The organism is Microbacterium galbinum, assembly GCF_023101185.1.
Lineage (GTDB): Bacteria > Actinomycetota > Actinomycetes > Actinomycetales > Microbacteriaceae > Microbacterium > Microbacterium galbinum.
In genome coordinates, this window is record NZ_CP078077.1 from 2,543,249 (window position 1) to 2,561,613 (window position 18,365).

Below are 18,365 nucleotides of genomic sequence, written 5' to 3' on the forward strand. Positions count from 1 at the left end.
ATCACCGTCGTCCAGTCGACCGCCGCACGAGGCGGCGATCAGATCTAGGCGCGCTTGCGGCGGGCGGCTCCGATGACCACGAGGCCACCGCCGACCGCGAGTGCCGCAGCACCGCCGCCGATCACCCAGGGCGAGATGCTTCCACCGGTGAGCGCGAGTTCGATGGAGCCGTCACCCGTGAGCGGCAGTTCGGTGCCTGCGGCCGCGACGCTCGGGTCGTGGTCGCAGCTCGACGTGCCGCTGACCGTGATGACGGCGGTGTACTGGCCGATGCCGGCGACCGATGCCGCTCGAGCCGCGGCGTTGGCACCCGCGCCCGTGAACGTGATCGCATACGCGCCGGAGCCCCCGGACGGCGGGCGGAACGAGACCGTGAGGCTGCCGTCGGCAGCGGCGGTGTTGCCCGAGATCTCGGACTCGTCGGCGCGGAGGCCGGAGACGGAGACGCCGACGACCTCGGAGGGCTGGAACGATCCGGCCCCGAAGACGATGGTCGAGACGTCGCAGATGTCGATGATCGGGTCGTTGACCGTCACACTCGGCTTGTCGGCATAGGAGTCGGACGACGCCGCAGAGGCGGCGGTCGGCGCGGCGAGAATGATGACGCCAGCGGCAAGGCTGATAGCAGCCAGTTTCTTCAGCATGATGTTTCCCCAGAATTTCACGCGGAATCACACCCGGATACACCCCTGCATCCGACTGCGTGGACCCTCCCTGCCCCCACGGCAGGTTTTTAGAGCCCAGATATTCCCCAGTGAGATGAAGGTACCCCATCCCGGAGAGAAAGTCACGACGTGCAGCGCAGTTCTTCGCGTGTCGCCTTCGGTGGATCGATCGTGGGCGTCTGCACGACCGAGTTGATGCGCTCTCCTGCACCGTCTCCCTGGAATTGCACGGTGACGGTGGTGGACTCGCCGGGGGCCAGCAGAACGTCGTGCTGCACGACGGAACGCGTCCCGAGGAGCGTGGTCTGCACGGGTTCCTCCTCGCCGTCGCGATCGGCTCGCGACAGTGTCGCTCCTTCCGGGCCGTAGATCGCGACGAGCGTGCGGGTGCTGCCCGGCGGGACGCCGAAGTTCCCGCCGCCCGTGACGTACGGGGGAAGAGCGGTCGCGGCGTCCGCCGGCGCATCGTTCGTCCAGGTCACGCTGACCTGCGTCGTCGGCGTGCCCGCGCAGCTGCCGATCGCCGTGGCGACCGTGGCGTGCGCGTAGAAGTCCATCTTGCCGCCGGTGGTGTCGTTGATCAGCACGCCCACATGCGTCCCGGCGTCCGTGTCGGCCGGGAGCGTGCCGCCGACCGTCGAGGCGGCGAGGACGCTCTGTTCGTCCTCGTGCGCGCTCCAGATGCGGATTCGTCCCTCGTCCGCCGAGGTGGCGAGGGCCCCGAGCAGCGCGCGCGGATCACCGCCGGCGAGTGCCGCGCCGAAGAGGCCGGTGGCGGCTTGGGCGAACACCTGGTCCTGGACGACCGGATCCGGGATCGCCGCATAGATCTCCGAGAGCAGGATGTTCACCACGTTCTCCGAGGTCGCGGTGAACGGACCGAAGCTCAGCTCACCGATCGCATCGAGCAGATGCTTCGCGACGACCGTGTCGACCGCGATCACCCCGTCGACGGGGCCGCCGAACACGCCTTCCCAGCGGGTGGCGATCGCGGGGCCCGCCTCGGCGAAGTCGGGGATGCTCGTCAGATTCTGCAGATATCGGCCGGGCCCGTCCTCGAAGAGGGCGACCGTGCTCTCGCTCAGGGGGAGAGGATCCGTCAGCGGCGGGAAGTCCAGAGTGGACGCCTGCCGCTCCAGAGAGATCCTGCCGTTCTCGGCCCGCAAAAGGGCGATCGAACCGATGATGCCGCCGGACGAGCGGAGTTCGGCGTTGTTCTGCATCGCGAGGACGTAGGTGCGGGGGCCTTCGCCGCCGAGCATCGTGGGGAGCAGGATCGCGGCGCCGTTCAGCGTGCCGACCACCGTCGCGGCCTCGGTGACGTTCGTGCGCACCTCGCGCACGGCATCCGCCAACGGGGGAAGGGTGGCATCGGCGTCGATGCCCTCCGCTCGTTCGAGCGCCTCATCGAGTACGTTCGAGGCCTCCGCGAGCGGCTCTCGGATCGTGGCGAACGGGGCCAGGTCGATCGCGCCTCCGGAGAGACCGAGACTCGCCAGATCGACCTCGGCGGCGACGTCGAGCAGCGGTGTGAGCGCGTCCGTCCCGACGCTGTCGGCGATGGCGGCGATGTCGCTCACCGCACGGAAGTTGGGGCCGACGAACGGCACGGCGGCGAAACCCTGCCACACGAAGTCGGAGGTGAGGTCGTTCGCGGATGCCGCGTGCCGGGCGATGCTGCCGGAGACGTCCGCGGCCCTGTCGAGGTCACCCTCCGCGATCGCCGCTTTCAGATCCGAGGACTGCTCGGCGACGTGCGTCAGGTTGTCGACCGCCCCGATCCCTCGAATCGTCACCCAGCCGAGGGCGAGGACGAGGAGCGTCAGGACGATGCCGACGGTCCACCCCACCCATCGGCGCCGTCGTGGAAGTCGCCCGTCGCTCACGTGAGCATTCAAGCATGAACGCGGGGTGCGGGCGAGGATGCTGAGCGAACGCTGTCAGTCCGTGCGACGCGTCGGCGTCCTCCGGGCCGGAAGCGGTCGACGCAGATACTCTGAGCGCATGGGTGCTCGACTGCGTGTGGTTCTGGATCAGCTCGTGCAGGTGGTCGACCCGGATCACGCTGCCGCCGCGATCGAACTCACACGCGGACTCGTCGCGACAGCCCCCTCGGGGTGCGATGTCGAAGCGATCGTCGCCGCGGGTAGCGAGGTGTCGATCCCCGGCGTCACCGAGGTGCGGACTCTCGGACTGGCCCGCCGGGAACTGGCGGCGTCGTGGCAGCTCGGGATCGCCGCCGGCGCCGGTGGAGGACTGATCCACTCGCCGACGCTGATGGCACCGCTGGTGCGGCACGACCGCACCCACGACAACGATCAGACGACCGTGACGGTCTGGGGTCTCGAGGCCTGGGACGCGCCGAACAGTTTGTCCCGCGCCGCGGTCGCGTGGCAGAAGGCGATGCTACGCCGCGCCGCGAAACATGCGGATGCGGTCGTCGTGCCGACGCACACGATCGCGCAACGGATCCAGGAGATCGCCCGTGTCGGAGATCGCGTGCGCGTGATCGCGGGGGCGGCACCCGAAGGCTTCGTTCCGCCGTTCGACGCCGCCGAGCGGCGCGGCGGGCTCTCCCTGCCCGAACGTTACGTCGTCGTGCACGGCACCTGGGACTCGGTCTCGGACGGATTCCGCGGCGCGCTGGCGGCCGGGGCGCACGCCGTGGTGCTGGATGCGGCGGAGGGCACGGAGCCCCGCTACTCCGACATCGCGTCCTCCGCGGGACTGGCCGAGTCGCGCGTGCATGTCCGGGGTGCCCTCGACACGTCCGACCGCGCCGCCGTGCTCGCCGGAGCCGCTGCCTACGTCGCGAGCAGTCCGACCGCCGCCTGGCCCTGGCGTGCGGTGGAGGCGATGCGTCTCGGTGTACCGGTGGTGGGTGTCGACTCGGGAACGCACCGGGACGTGCTCGCCGACGGCGGGCTGCTCGTCGACGCGGGTGACCTGGCCGAAGCGGTCGAGACCGCGACCGGGGGCGAAGGCGCTCGGCTCTCGGTGCTCGCGGCGGACCGCTCACGGGCGTTCTCGTGGGCCGGATCGGCCGAGCGCGTGTGGGGTCTGCACGCGGATCTGTGACGGTGGGACAGCGCCTGGGAGGTGCCTTCGGATCGAAGGGACACGCCGACACGCGGTAGCCGATATTCCGTAACAGTGGCATCATCACGTGACTTCCGTCACACTGGTCACATGTCTCGACGTGCCCCACGCTCGCGAAACAACCGGAAGATTACCCGTCTCCTCACTTGTTTCCTCGCTGTCACCGCTGTTATCGCCGGAACCGTGCTCCCGGCCGGTGCGGCATCCGCGGCTGCCCCTGTCGCGGCCCCCGCGGCGACGACGGTCTCGAACGCCGTCTCACAGGTCGTGGGAGACCCGGCGGCATCCGGCATCGTGAAGTCCACGCTCGTGGGCTTCAATCCGGGAAACATCATCAGCGACGCCGTGTTCACCAACAAGGGCACGATGACCGAGGCGCAGATCCAGGCGTTCTTCAACAGCAAGGTGTCGAGATGCCTGGGCGGCACCGACGAGAACGGCAAGCCGATCGTCTGCCTCAAGGACTTCAAGATCACGTCGGTCACGCGTCCGGCTGATCAGTACTGCAGCGGGTACTCGGGAGCGGCGAACGAGTCGGCGGCGCGGATCATCTATCGCGTCTCGCAGGCGTGCAACATCAACCCGCAGGTTCTGATCGTCATGCTCCAGAAGGAGCAGGGCCTCATCACCCACACGTGGCCGAGCGCATGGCGATACAACATCGCGTTGGGCCAGGGGTGCCCCGACACCGCTCCGTGCGACCCCAACTACATCGGCTTCTTCCACCAGATCTACGGCGCCGCGCGTCAGATGCAGATCTACATGGAGGGGCGCTGGTTCCAGTGGTACGCCCCGGGCAAGACCTGGAACATCCTCTACAACCCCAACGCCAATTGCGGATCCTCTCCGGTGTACGTCGCCAACAAGGCGACATCGGCGCTCTACTACTACACGCCGTACCAGCCCAACGCGGCTGCGCTCCGTGCCGGATACGGCACCGGCGACGGATGCTCCGCCTACGGCAACCGCAACTTCTACAACTACTTCACCGACTGGTTCGGGTCGACGCAGCAGAGTCAGAGCTCCGGTCAGAACCTCCGGCTGGGAACAGACATCTACTTCGTCTCCGCCGGTGTGCGGTATCACGTCACACCGGAGGACTGGCCCGAGTACCAGGCCAAGTTCGGGGCCTACCGCCAGGTGACATCTCTTTCGGGTTACGGTGACGGCGGCAGCACGTCGCGATTCGTCCGGAACTCGTCGACCGGTGTGATCGCTTACTTCGATGGAGGTAAGACGCATCGCTTCGCTAGCTGCGACCTCGTTGCTGCGTGGGGGGGAGCATGCGCCCGGGTCGTGCAGATGGCCGACGCTGACTTCGCACGCATCGGGGCGGGGCCTGAGATGACGGCGTTCGCGCGCGTTGCGGCGAACGGTACCGTCCACCGCATCTCCGGAAAGACACTGATCCCGCTGTACGATGCCGCCGCGCGCATCGCCGCCAATGGTGGCAAGGTCGACCCTTACGCCGCCGTGATGACTCCATCGCTGCGCTCGAGGATGACGATCAGTTCTCAATTCCAGTTCGCGCCCGGCCAATTCGTTTCGGCCAACGGCACTTCAGAGGTATACCTCGCCACGCAGGACAACCGGCTTCTGCACTTGCCGTCGTGGGATCTGGCGCAGGACATCGGGCTCAGCCGCACGAAGGTTAGCGTGCCTGCAGCGAACTTGAACGGGAGACAGAAGGGGGTTTTCGGTGCTCTTCTGGCCTGCGGCGGAAAGTTCTACCTCCCTTCCGGGGCGAAGCTGAGCGTTCTCAATCGTGGGAACGTGACGGGAATGACCCCTACGAGCCTCGACGCCGCGACATGCGGGCGCCTGAATCTCACCGGTACGCCCGTCGCAACCGAGTCCTTCGTGCGCTTCCAGGGCAGCGACGCGGTTCTGCATGTCACCGGTGGTGTCACTCGTCACGTCGTGACGACCGCTCAGGTCCGCGCACTCGCCGGCGGAACCTATCCACCGATCGTCCAGCTCCGCGCCGGTTCCGCTAGTGCGTTCACGGCCGGACCGGCGTACATGCAGACCGGAACACTGGTTCGGTCGGATGGAACGGCCGAGGTGTACCTGGTCGACGGCCTCTCGCTGGTGCACCTGCCGTCTTGGGAAGTCGCTACAGCGCTCGGCATCCCTCGCTCGGTGAGGGTGGAGAGTGTCGCCGCCCTCTCGACGTTCGAGCGGCGTTCGCCGGGCCTGACGACATTCGTCCTCTGCAACAACGTCGCCTTCTCCGCAACGGGCGGTACGTTCACGAAGGTGACTCCCGCCCCGGGCACGGTGGTGACGGCGCTCACTCCTGAGACCTGCGCGGCGCTGAACATCAGGTAGTTCCGGCCGGCGGTCGATGCACGCGCCTCCTGCTCGTGCGAATAGGCTGGAGACCAATAGCTGGATTCCGCCATGGGAGGCGGGGATCGATGGGATGGGCACCGATGGGGTTCTGGAAGCAGAAGCATGCGGCGACGGACGATCAGACCGGACCAAATGAGATCCTCCATCCCGAGCGGGTGACGTCCAAGGAGTATTACAGTGCTCTGCTCGGCATCGACTTCGGCGACGATTTGGCGGCCGCGGAACACTACCTCGCGGATGGATGGCGGGAAGGCGTAGTTCCGCATCCATTCGTCGATAGGCCGATGGTCCGTGCGTCGATGGACGCTGCAGTCACGCTTCGTGATGAACTGCGCGCGTTTGCCAGTTCGACGCAGGCACGCCCCGCGCTCGGCGCGCTCGGTGGGATCTGGGAAGCGTCTGCGAAAGAGGAGCGCGGACGCGGATTACGCCCCGTCGATGCCGCAGCTTTTCTCGCCGGAACCCCCGAAGAGCGCGACGCCCTGCCTGTACGAGGCGGGGCGACCTGGGGTGAGTTGCGGCGTATCCTGGCCGCCTCCACCCGCGTCGTTCCGCGCATGCAGGAAGCGCGCATGTTCGACCTCGAGCACTACTCGTCACTGACCGGACGAACTTTCTTGGGATGGCGGGCCGCCCTTGACGACTACATCGTCCGTGGCGAGCGCGAAGGCGCGACACCCAATTGGGCGTTCGAACCGGAATGGTTCGCGGCCCATGACCGGAGTCAGACCCGCGGATCGCGCGCCTTCAATCAGCTCTTCCAATACGTTTCGAGCGACGAGCGGGTGAGTACCACCCCGGCAGACAGAACCGGTCGTACGCTCGCCGAACTCCTCCGATCTCACGACGATGCGGTCCTTGAAACGTTCGGTGGGGGAGCCACAGACATACGATCCGCGAAGGCGGCCGCGGCGGCCTCCGTTCCTCGCCTTCCCGCGGTAACCCAAGGACGGCGTGTTCCGCTCCGAGGCGGGACGAGTCTTGATGTCGCAGTCATCGTCGATGCGCGACACCTGGTATCGGAATCGCACTACGAAGACCTGCGTACGCTCGCGCGCACTCAAGATCCCGCAACGCGAGCAGTGTTCGTCGTCTGCGATGCGGATGACGGACACGAGCCGCCGCTCTCCACGCTCTTCGAGGAGGAACGCTTCCACGTGCTGGACGCGGAGCTCGGTGAGCCACTTGGCGCAGTCGCGGCTCGTATCGTGGACGAGGGGGGCTTCTCGGCGTGGTCCCTGTGGCGGCCGGGGCAGCAGTGGAAGCCCGCAGGGCTGTCAGACGCCTCTCGGGCGCTGGATGCCAACCCCGATTCCTCCGGGGTCGGTGCTTACACTCCGCAGGCTCCACAGCAGTGGGGAGAACTGGAGGGGGCATTGTGGCGGACTCGCCTGGATGCCGCGGGGATCGTCTTTCGGACGGACCGGATCGCGCCCGATCCCGACCTGGACTACGGTCTGAACGCAGACGCGGTGGCTAGGCTCGCGAAGGCCGGCGATGGGATCGTCATCGAGGGGGATCGGTTCTGGGCGAGGCGGTACGACGGAGGTGTCTTCGCGAATCGTGCGGGCGCCAATAGCGCTCGAAAGTCACACCTTCCTGCTGTCGACTGCTCGCTCCCCGAGTCGACGGACACGACGGTCGTTGTTCCGACGTTTGAGGATTGGCGGATGACGGTCGACGCGGTCGCTGCTGTACGCGATCAGCGAGATGCCGCCGTGATCGTCGTGGACAACGGCTCCCGTCGTGCGGTAGGAGCCATACTCCGACAGGCGTTCCTCGGTGACGAGCACGTGCAGTACGTGCGGTTGCCCGTGAACACAGACTTCGCCGTGGCCAGCGATTTCGGAGCGCGGATCGCGAAGTCGCGGAACGTCGTTTTCCTGAACAATGACACCGTCGTTCAGGAGGGATGGCTGCGCCCTCTGGAGCATGCTCTTGCCGACGCTGTCGCCGTCCAACCGCTTCTTCTTTTCGCGGACCGAACGGTGCAGACGGCCGGGACGGTGTTTGCGGGCGGACTGTCGTCTCCGCGTCATCTCCTCTCAGGCTTCCACAGAGAGGACGTCCCTCGCGAAGTAGGTGAGTACTCGTTCTCGGCGCTCACTGCCGCATGCCTGGCCGTCTCGCGCGAGGACTATCTTGATACAGGTGGGTTCGATGCCGAGTATGTGAACGGCATGGAGGACGTGGACTTGTGCCTCCGCTTGGGGAACTCGACCGGCAGGCCACTTCGCGTCGTGCCGGAGTCGACTGTCGTACATCTCGAGAGCAAGACGGAGGGACGATTCGCGCACGTCGTCCCGAACCGTCGGCGCTTCTCCCAAGTCTGGCGTGATGAACTGCTCGGAGAACTCGACGATCGGAACGTCCTCGAAGGTTCGCGCCTGCGAGTCTCCGACATCCGGTGGCGCGACCAGCGAGGATTTCCGCTGAGGGAACCTGAGTGGCAGATCGAGCGAATCCCGAGTCTGATCGTCGATGAGCGCCCTCCGCGGCTGCGCTGGGCGGTGAAGATCTCTAGCCCCGGGACCCTCCTCGGTGATCTGTGGGGTGACACGTTCTATGGCCAGGATCTCGCATGCGCACTCAGGCGTCTAGGTCAGGACGTGGTCGTCGACCGTACGAGCTCTTGGGAGCGTCCTGGAGCGGGAGACGATGAGGATGTCACGCTCACACTTCGGGGATTGAACCGGTTCACACCCCGTCCGGGATCGGTGAACCTCTTGTGGGTGATCTCACATCCCGATCGCGTGACCGTCGATGAACTGCGCAGCGGTTGGGATCAGGTGTACTCCGCAGGGGCGACATGGGCGGCACACCACTCAGCCCGAGCCGGTATCGCGATCACGCCGCTGCTGCAAGCAACGGATCCCGCTCGTTTCCGCCCGTCCGAGGAGGAACTGCCCCGGAAGGGTGTGCTTTTCGTCGGACGCACGCGCGGTGAGAGGCGCCCGGTAGTGCTCGACGCCGCAGAGGTCTCCGACGATCTCTCTGTGTACGGAGACGACGGATGGGAGCGATACATCGACCAGCGGCACATCGCAGGAACGGTCCTCCCGAACGCGCAGCTGCCTCGTGCGTACGCAGAAGCTCGTGTGGTGCTCAACGACCACTGGGGCGACATGCGCCGGGGCGGGTTCCTCTCGAATCGGCTCTTCGACGCGGCCGCAACCGGCGCGAGGATCGTGAGCGATGACGTCACCGGCCTGACGGATGTTTTCGGCGAGCAGGTGCGAACGTATTCGACACATGCGGAATTGCAGGCGCTTCTCACTCCCGATTCGGAGGCATGGCCTACCGAAGCGCAGATGAGGGCGAGTGCGGCGCGCGTGGCCGCCGATCACTCCTTCGACGCACGTGCGCGGGTTCTTCTGGACGACGCGCTTCGCCATCGCTCCAAGGATGCTGGACGCTGAGTGAAACGACCACTCAGGTGGCCTAGGTAGGATGTTTCGGGCGTCTGCGAACTGCGGATCGCCCAGCCATCGGGAGAGGACCGCAACTTGGCAGGAACGTTCGTCGATGTCTCGGAGTATGATCGCCCGGGGCGCGGAGGTGGCATTCTCGATGTCTTCCGTTGGCACTACCTGCTTCGCGTGCTCATCCGCAAGGGAACTGCCACGCGCTATCGAAACTCCACTCTCGGTTGGATCTGGTCGTATGTAAAGCCCGGTTCCCAGTTCCTCATCTACTACTTCATTATGGGGATCGTGCTCCAGAATCACCGTCTGGACAACTATGCCGTGTACCTCTTCAGCGGGATCGTGATGGTGAACCTCTTCAACGAGGCGTTCGGCAATGCGACGAATTCCATTGTCGACAATCGCGCCCTCGTGAGAAAGATCTATATGCCGAGGGAGCTATTCCCGGTGGCTGCGATCGTCGGCGCAATCGTCCACTTCCTGCCGCAGCTGGCTATCCTCCTCGTGGTATGTCTGCTGATGGGTTGGGTGCCGACGGTCATGGGCCTTGTCGGTGCTGTGCTCGGATTCCTTCTCATACTCGCCTTCTCGCTCGGTCTTGGCTTGCTTTTCAGCGGTCTGAACGTTCGTTATCGTGATGCGCAGAACTTCGTCGATCTGATCAAGATGTTTTCCACATGGACGTCTCCTGTGTTGTACAGCTGGATCCTGATTGCGGAAGCGTTGCGGAACTACCCGTGGGCGTCCTTCCTGTACACAGCGAACCCGATCACGATTGCCGTGGAGCTGTTCCATGTCGCGTTCTGGGAACCGACGGTCTCCGATCCGCAGGGACTTCCCGACTTCTTCGGTTGGGCCGCCCTCGCGGCCGTGGGAGTGACCATTGCCACGCTTCTGATCGGACAGGCCGTCTTCCGACACTACGAACGAACGTTTGCGCAGGATCTCTGATGTCACGAATCGAAGTCCTTACCCAGTCCACTCCGAGCATCGTCGTCGATCATGTCTCGAAGCGCTTCCTCAAGAGGAACTCCCACTCGTTCAAGGAGGCATTCGTCGGTTGGATCCGCGGCCGTCGCGTCCGCGCCGATACTTTCACGGCACTGCGCGACCTCACTTTCCAAGTTGGAGAGGGCGAATCAGTAGCAGTCCTCGGGTTCAATGGTTCGGGGAAATCCACATCGCTCAAGCTGGTTTCCGGAGTTCTCGAACCCGATGAGGGAACGGTATTGACCCGTGGTCGCGTTGCCGGGCTGATCGAGGTCGGAGCGGGGTTCCACCCCGATCTCACGGGTCGAGAGAACGTCTTCTTGAATGCTGCGATCCTCGGGATGGGTCGCAAAGAGACGGAGGCACGCTTCGACGCGATCGTCGAGTTCTCCGAGATTGGTGACTTCATCGATCAGGAGGTGAAGCACTACTCGTCGGGGATGTTCATGAGGCTCGCCTTCTCCGTTGCGATTCACGTCGACCTCGATATTCTCCTCGTCGATGAGGTCCTGTCGGTGGGAGATGCGCCCTTCCGCGAGAAGTGTCGCGCCAGGATCAAGGAGCTCGCGGAGACTGGTGTGACGATGCTCGTCGTGAGTCACGACATGAAGATGGTCGAAGAGCTCTGTGAACGTGGCATCGTCATCAACCGTGGCACGAAGATATTCGACGGGCCCATCGCGGACGCGATCAAAGTTCTCAAGGAGAGCACTCGATGACCGACGAAATCACGTTGTCCGTTATCGTACCGACGCACAACGTGCGCACCTGGGTCGTGGAGACTCTGCGATCGATACTCGCCCAGCGCGTTCGCAGCATGGAGGTCATCGTTGTTGATGACCATTCCGAGGATGGAACGGTCGATGTCGTCGATCGTCTCGCTCTCGAAGACCCGCGTCTGGTCCTCGTGCGTGCAACCGAACGTGGTGGAGGATCGGCCCGCAACGAAGGAGTGCGGCTCGCCCGGGGCAAGTACATCATCTTCGCTGATGGAGACGACATTGTGCCGGAGGGTGCGTATTCCGCACTGATCTCCTCGCTCGAGGACAGCCGCTCGGACATGGCCGTCGGCGACTACCTCAAGTTCTCGCCGAACTCGACGTGGCGCCCGACGGCTAGTATGAAGGCCTTCGATGCCCCCGCTCGCGGTGCGGTGCTCTCAGACATCCCGACGATGATCTTCAGCAGGCCGTGTTGGAACAAGGCGTTCGATCGGGAATTCTGGGAGCGGCATCGCATCCGCTTCCCAGATGTGCCGAGATCAAACGACATCGTGCCCATGGTTACCGCCTATGTCAAGGCGCAGAGCATCGATGTCGTCGAAGACGTCGTTTATCTCTACCGCGACCGCCCCGGCTCGACGTCGATGACTTCTAAAGCCTCGTCCTCCGCTTCGTTCCTCAGCTACGTGGGGCAGGAGAAGATCTGCGCGCAGCTCATCGCCTCGGTCGAGAACGAGGAGTTGCGTTCGCGCTACTCCTCGCTTATCCATGATCGAGATGGGTTCTTCCACGTTCGCAAGTTCTTGATGTCTTGGGAGCATGCGCAACCGTCCGACGATGCAGCGATCTCGTCCTTCCAGGAGCTGCTTGCGATGGTGGAGCCAGCCGCAGGTTGGATCGACAAACGGAAGCGGCTGGCACTGAACCTCTTCGCCGCCGGTCATATTCTTGCTGCGCGCGCGGTGGCACAGCTCGTTGACGGTGGTTCTTGGCGCACGGATGAGGGGTTGCTACGCCTCCGTTCGGTCGGCGCATTGCTCAAGGCCGCGGATGATGCCGCCCCTGGGCTGGTCCGAGAGCACGAATTGCTGTGGGCCGTCGCTGAATCGCTCACCAACGTCCGGATCACCGATGACGAACTCGAGCAAGAGTGGCTGCGACTCGCGCTGGACGGGGTGGAGCGTTTCGGGGCGGCCATCCGTGAGCTGGTCCCAGAACTCGCCGCGCAGGATATTGCGAGAGTCGCGCGCCGTCAGAGGGACCTCGGGGGAACGATCACCCCATTGTTCGGTAGCGACCCGCTTCGTGTGCACGCCCGCGCAACCGCTCCGGGTGCTGTTCCCGTCCTGTGGAGTCGCGATGTGATCGTCATGCCGCGACGGCATCGCTGGCGTTCGGCCGAAAACGGGGCCACTTGCGAGGCAGAGTTCGCGGTCTCTCAGCTCCCGCACGGCGTCTTGGTCCAACCGGCGTTTCTACTCGACGACGATCTCGTCGTCTCTGGCTACGCCGACTCCGAGGTGCCCGAGTACCGACCGTGGGAGAACGTACTGTACGAGCAACGAGGAGCGTGGGTACGGCTCGAGCGGCGTGCGCACTGGGTTGTACGAGCCCCGCGTCGACTGGCGATCCGGGCGATCTCGTTCATGCGTCGCGCAGCCGGCAACTCTTCCTAGCAGTCAGCGGGGTGTCGCTCCCCGCTCATGCCGAGGGAGGCCGAGGGAGAACGGCTCAATCCGTCGTCGTGGTACTGAGCTCGCGGAGTGCGTCACGATAGGCGAGAGAAACCGTCCAGGGGCTGATGCCCTCGTTGAATCGCTCGAAGTCTGAAGCCTCGACGCCTTGGGTCAGACCCCCGTCGCTGAGCAGTTCTGCGAGAGATCGGACGGGATCTGCGACATCGAAGAACGACACCCAAGGCTGGTCGCCGAACTGCTCGCGGAGGTGAGGAAGCCCAGGGAGCACCGCGGGAACCTCCATGGTGGCAGCGAGATGAAGACTGCCGGAGTTGAGGATGGCCCGATACGGGAAGACAGCGATATCCGCCGCTCGATACCATCGGGCGACATCCGCATCGGGTACGGACTCGAACGAGGTGACAATCCGCAGGCCTGCGGGCTTGAGATCGTCGAACTGAGCGATCGATTCGGGGCTCGCGGACCCAGCCAGGAGGAGGACTGGCCTTCTTCCGTCAGAATCGCGAGCAGAGGCGGCGGCCTCGAGGAGGAGGTCGATGCCCTTGTAAGGACGTATCTGGCCGAGGAACAGGACCGCTCGATCGTCAGGGCTCAGATCGAAACTCTGGCGCGCCTCTTCGCGCGAGACGTCGGAGTCGTACACCCCCAGATAACTGGGGTGAGGTATCTGGACGACCTTCTCAGGGGGGAGGGCCACGACATCGGCGACGAGCTCTGCGGTTGAAGGTGCCATAACGTGGATCAGATCCGCGGCCCCGGCGAGCACGCCGTAGAGGTCGCGCTCTGCAGCGGGGTGGACGAGTTCGTGGGGGAGCCGGTTGTGCACCGTCCAGACGATCCGAACGCCTCTTCGCCGCGCGTCCTCGAGCGCCGTCTCGACGGCTCGGACCCGTCGGGCTGCTGCGCGGTGGCTATGCGCAGCTTGCGCGATCGGCGCCGTCCAGTGAACATGCAGAACATCTCCGTCGCCCAGGACCACCAGGGTCTTGAGGAGGGACTCATAGGCCGACCGCTGGATCAATTGGTATCCGGCGGCTCGTGGAGCCAGGTTCATGAGATTGAGGTACGGGTTTCCCGTCCATGAGGGGAAGACACAGAGGCTGGGGCCAGACTTCACAGCATCATCCTATTCCGGATCGGCGGATGATCCGATTGCGTACGCGACGGTAGAAGGATCGAACGGGGTGCAACGATTCGTGACGGAGTAACTCGAACTCGCGTTTCATCAACTCCTCCGTTTCACGGAGGCGGCGCTCGAAGTAGAGCGCTCCGCCGGCACCTTCCCGAGCGATGAGCGCCCGGAATTCCTGGTCGCGGACGAGCGCGTCGACGCGTCGATGCTCCTCGCTCGATTCAATGACGCTATTTCCATCAACGCCGCTTGACGATGGACGCTGATGCCAGTACACCAGTGGTTCCGTGTCGAGGTACTCAAGTGCACTGTGCTGAAGAACTCGAGAATTGAAAACCCAGTCACCGATGACCGAAAGAGAGTCGTCATAGAGCCCCAACGCATCGTGCAGCTCGCGTCGATAGAGGAAGGCGATCGGCACGAACTGGTTGAAGCGTTGCTGGTCCATGAGAAGAGGCGCAACAGAATTCGGGAGGAAGGGCTCTCGATTCGTCTCGATGAACGAATCGCCGTCTCGCTCCTCCCAGACGATCTCGATGCGTGAGACGACTCCGACGCGCTGCGGGTTGTCGTCGAGATAGCCGACAGCCCGAGCCAGAAAGCTTGATGCCCAGGAGTCGTCGTCATCGTGGAGGATGACGAGATTGCCGCGCGCCTCCCTCACGCCTGCGTTCGCGGCCTGCCATCGCCCCTGCGGTGTGGCGTGGGCGACGACACGTGTCCGCGCTCGAGTCGCACTCGGCGCATCGGCGAGCACGGCTTCGACCACTCCCGGAGCGCCGCCATCGTCGACGATGATAAGTTCCCAATTCGCGTAGGTCTGGGCGCCGATACTCCGCAGCGCTCGGCGAAGAAAAGCGGGGCGGTCCTTCGTTCGAGTGACGATAGAGACGAGAGAAGCAGGCATGGTTTTTTCCTAGGGGGATGTTGAGGGCGCCGCGTCGAGAAGCGCAGTGATCTCGTCGAGGAGATACGGCGCCAGGGAATGACTGAACGACGCCGTGATGTGGTGGAGATCTCGGTAAACGACCACACCGCCGGCGACCATCGGACAGACGCCGTCGGGGTCGCAATACGCGCCGCGAAGGTCGACCGGAGTGACTCCCGATTCATCGGCTGCGAGGGCGAGCGGATCCTCACGAAGGAAGTCAGCGGCCGCGAATGCGCACGTCTCGAAGGTGAAACTGCTCGTCGACGTCACGCAGTCGGCTGACGATTGTGCGATACCTGGATTGTCCAGGACAGGGATCACTTGGATGCCCTGCTCTCGCGCGGTTCTCCAGCGCTCGGCGAACCGTTCTGCGCGTTGCTGACGCACTTGGTCGGTCGCTTCGAGCTGATTCCATGCGGTCACGACGATGGCATCGTATCCGTTGCTCAGCAGATCTTTCTGCAGGGACGCTTGGCGGGCAGCGCACTTGGGGTCGGGATCTGCAGACCACACGCATCCGCGTCCCACATACACATCGATCGACCAGCCGGCATCGGCAGCGACGTCTCGCAGCCCAGGAACGAGCATGGCGGCATGAGAATCTCCTGTCAGCGCGATTCGGACCGCTTCTGGATCGTCGGATCCGATGTGGCAGGGTTCGAGTGCTGTCTCGGCGGCGGTGTAGCAATCGAACGCGCCGTCCGTGTCGTCGTAGAGACCGCCTAGTCCCGGTATGAGATCCGCGCTGGGTACCGGGATATCCCGGGCGCCCTCACAGCTCGGATTCAGCAGTATATTCGCCCCCCGGCAGGAAGCGGGATCGGCGACCTCGGCCTGCGCCCGCTCGGTTTGCGCCTGCGTGGAGGCTGCGATCGAAAGCGCGGGGAGTCCTGCGGCGGCGACGACGAGCAGCATCGCGACCAGGGTACCCGCGAGAATCGCGCGGGGCCGAAAAGTTGCGAGCCGTCCGAAGCGGAGAGGGTCCTCGACGAATCTCTTGCCGAGAGCGGCAAGCACGCACGTCGTGATGACGAGGAGGATGTTCTGCCAGAGTTCGAGGTCGGCCCCGAGAATTGCGGGGGCGATGACCACGAGCGGCCAGTGCCAGAGGTAGATCCCGTATGAGTTGTCGCCCAACCACTGGATCGGCTTCCATCCCTGCATGGAGGCGAGACGGAACGGCGGCGCTGGGCCGATGAGCATCAGCAGCGCCGTGGCGGAAACCGGAAGGATCGCCGCATACCCGGGGAAAGGAGTGGCAGAGTCGAAGGCGAATGCGGAGAACAGGAGCGCGGCCCACCCTGCTATCCATATCAGCGATCGAAGAAGAGCGGGCACGATGATCGACGGGATTAGGGCGACGAGCGCTCCGAACCCGAACTCCCACATACGAACGGGCGTCGCAAAGTAAGCGAACGAGGGAGCGGCGAAGGTGGTGACGATGCTCAGAACGAGGCTGCCGACAGTGATAGCGAGCAGAAGGGCGACGAGTGCGCGCCGTCCGTACTTCTTGGTCAGAATCGCCGTGGTTGCTGCGATAACGAGAAGCGGCCAAACGATGTAGAACTGTTCTTCGACCGAGAGAGACCAATAGTGCTGGGCGATCGGTGGCGCATTCTCAGCGGCGAGGTAGTCGACCGCATCCGCGGCCAGAACCCAGTTCTCGACGTACAGCGTGCTCCCGACGATCGAACGAAGATACTGCGTGACCAAGGCGGGCGGCGCGAACAGCACGGTGAGAGCGGTGCTGGCGAGGAGCACCAGAAGTGCTGCCGGCAGGAGACGTCGCGCTCGGGCAGCCCAGAACGCTCCGAGTCGGAGGTTTCCACGCTCTCGCAAACGAACGAGTTGTCCGGTGATCAGGTAGCCCGAGATCACGAAAAAGACATCAACGCCGATGTACCCGCCTTCGATCGCCTTCGGCCAGACATGAAAAAGCACCACCGCAGCGACGGCGAATGCACGCAGCGCCTGGATATCCGCCCGAGGGGTATGGCTGGTCGGCGTTGCCGTTGCTTTGACCGCTTTCTCGCGATCTCTGCGAAGGTTAGCGCCGGCCGAGGCCACGGTACGTCCAACCGGCAGCACGCCATCGCTCGGGATCGAGGCAGTTGCGGCCGTCGATGACCTTCTTCTCGGCGACAGCACTCGCGATGGCATCGGGACTCAATTCGCGGAACTCGTCCCATTCCGTGACGACGACGGTGACTTCGGCCTTCGCGACGGCTTCTTCCAAGGACTCGGCGAACACGAGGTGCGGCCGAGCGCGACGCGCGGTTCCGACGGCCTCCGGATCGTAGGAGACGACATCCGCCCCCAAGCCGTGCAAGCGCGTCGCGACGTCGAGCGCGGGGGAGTCGCGGGTGTCGTCGGAGTTCGGCTTGAAGGCGAGTCCGAGGATCGCGATCCGCCTCCCTGCCACCGATCCTCCGAGTGCTTCTTCGACGAGTTCGACGAGACGCGTGCGCTGGCGCAGGTTGATCTCGTCCACCTCACGGAGGAAGCGGAGGGCTCGTCCATGGCCGAGCTCTTCCCCGCGGGCGGCGAACGCTCGGATGTCCTTCGGTAGGCAGCCTCCGCCGAAACCGACCCCCGCGTTCAGGAAACGTCTTCCGATCCGGACGTCGTGGCCGATAGCATCCGCGAGTTCGGTGACATCCGCGCCGGTGGCATCGGCGATCTCGGACATCGCGTTGATGAAGGAGATCTTCGTCGCGAGGAATGCGTTCGCGGCGACCTTGACGAGCTCGGCTGTCGCATAATCGGTGACGAGTCGTGGGACTCCGCCCTTCAAGGCGGTCGCGTAGACGGCATCGAGGATCTCCACCTCCGCGCCGTCTCGAATCGCCGTACCGTAAACGATGCGGTCCGGCTGGAGCGTGTCCTGCACGGCGAAGCCTTCGCGCAGGAACTCCGGATTCCAGGCGAGCATCGCCCCGGTCGGCGTGACCATATCGGCGAGCCGCTGGGCGGTGCCCACCGGCACGGTCGACTTGCCGACGACGAGATCCCCCGGCGCGAGGTGGGGGAGGAGGCCAGTGACCGCTGCGTCGACGAATCGCAGATCAGCGCCATCACTGTCCTCGCGTTGCGGCGTGCCGACTGCGATGAAATGGACGGTGGACCCGGTGAGCGCGGCCGGGTCGGTCGTGAACCGAAGATTTCCGGAGGCGAGCGACTCCCGTAGGAGGTCGTTGAAGCCCGGTTCGTAGAACGGCGCCTCGCCAGCGGCCAGCCGCTCAATCTTCGCGTGGTCCACATCGAAGCCGATGACTTCATGGCCGATCGAAGCCATGGCTGCCGCATGCACGGCTCCGAGGTATCCACAGCCGATGACACTGAGTTTCAT

Annotated in this window: 12 protein-coding genes; 6 read left to right on the plus strand and 6 right to left on the minus strand. The window is 64.6% G+C overall.

Annotation, left to right across the window (positions count from 1 at the left end; all coding sequences use genetic code 11):
* Positions 1–44: 44 nt before the first annotated feature.
* Positions 45–644, minus strand: a complete 600-nt coding sequence (locus KV396_RS12285; RefSeq protein WP_247955890.1) for a hypothetical protein — start codon at positions 642–644, stop codon at positions 45–47.
* A 143-nt stretch (positions 645–787) separates the two neighbouring features.
* A complete protein-coding gene (locus KV396_RS12290; RefSeq protein WP_247955891.1) occupies positions 788–2,551 on the minus strand; it encodes a DUF4012 domain-containing protein in 1,764 nt (587 codons plus the stop codon).
* Between the two features lie 118 nt (positions 2,552–2,669).
* On the opposite strand from KV396_RS12290, the gene KV396_RS12295 reads away from it, so the two are divergent.
* From KV396_RS12295 to KV396_RS12320, 6 genes are all read left to right on the plus strand, one after another.
* Positions 2,670–3,743 carry a glycosyltransferase gene (locus KV396_RS12295; RefSeq protein WP_247955892.1) on the plus strand — a complete coding sequence of 358 codons (1,074 nt, stop codon included), beginning with the start codon at positions 2,670–2,672 and terminating at the stop codon, positions 3,741–3,743.
* 204 nt (positions 3,744–3,947) lie between these two features.
* Positions 3,948–6,095: a hypothetical protein gene (locus tag KV396_RS12300; RefSeq protein ID WP_247955893.1), complete on the plus strand. Its 2,148-nt coding sequence runs from the start codon at positions 3,948–3,950 to the stop codon at positions 6,093–6,095.
* Between the two features lie 104 nt (positions 6,096–6,199).
* Positions 6,200–9,538, plus strand: coding sequence for a glycosyltransferase family protein (locus KV396_RS12305; protein ID WP_247955894.1), 3,339 nt, complete (start codon positions 6,200–6,202; stop codon positions 9,536–9,538).
* Positions 9,539–9,625: 87 nt separating this feature from the next.
* Positions 9,626–10,495: an ABC transporter permease gene (locus KV396_RS12310; protein ID WP_247955895.1), complete on the plus strand. Its 870-nt coding sequence runs from the start codon at positions 9,626–9,628 to the stop codon at positions 10,493–10,495.
* Positions 10,495–11,253, plus strand: coding sequence for an ABC transporter ATP-binding protein (locus KV396_RS12315; protein ID WP_247955896.1), 759 nt, complete (start codon positions 10,495–10,497; stop codon positions 11,251–11,253). Before KV396_RS12310 ends, KV396_RS12315 begins: the two co-directional genes overlap by 1 nt.
* Positions 11,250–12,932, plus strand: coding sequence for a glycosyltransferase family 2 protein (locus tag KV396_RS12320; RefSeq protein ID WP_247955897.1), 1,683 nt, complete (start codon positions 11,250–11,252; stop codon positions 12,930–12,932). Before KV396_RS12315 ends, KV396_RS12320 begins: the two co-directional genes overlap by 4 nt.
* A 55-nt stretch (positions 12,933–12,987) precedes the next feature.
* Here KV396_RS12320 and KV396_RS12325 read toward each other — a convergent pair whose 3' ends face one another.
* Genes KV396_RS12325 through KV396_RS12340 form a run of 4 tightly spaced genes read right to left on the minus strand, consistent with a single transcriptional unit; the run spans position 12,988 to position 18,365 of the window.
* Complete coding sequence (locus KV396_RS12325; RefSeq protein WP_247955898.1) at positions 12,988–14,070, minus strand: glycosyltransferase family 4 protein; 1,083 nt, start codon at positions 14,068–14,070, stop codon at positions 12,988–12,990.
* A 4-nt stretch (positions 14,071–14,074) separates the two neighbouring features.
* Positions 14,075–14,992 carry a glycosyltransferase family 2 protein gene (locus tag KV396_RS12330; RefSeq protein WP_247955899.1) on the minus strand — a complete coding sequence of 306 codons (918 nt, stop codon included), beginning with the start codon at positions 14,990–14,992 and terminating at the stop codon, positions 14,075–14,077.
* A 9-nt stretch (positions 14,993–15,001) separates the two neighbouring features.
* On the minus strand, positions 15,002–17,083 hold the full coding sequence (locus KV396_RS12335) for an acyltransferase family protein (RefSeq protein ID WP_247955900.1): 2,082 nt from the start codon (positions 17,081–17,083) through the stop codon (positions 15,002–15,004).
* Entirely contained in the window at positions 17,064–18,365 is a 1,302-nt protein-coding gene (locus KV396_RS12340) for a UDP-glucose dehydrogenase family protein (RefSeq protein ID WP_247955901.1), read from the minus strand. Before KV396_RS12340 ends, KV396_RS12335 begins: the two co-directional genes overlap by 20 nt.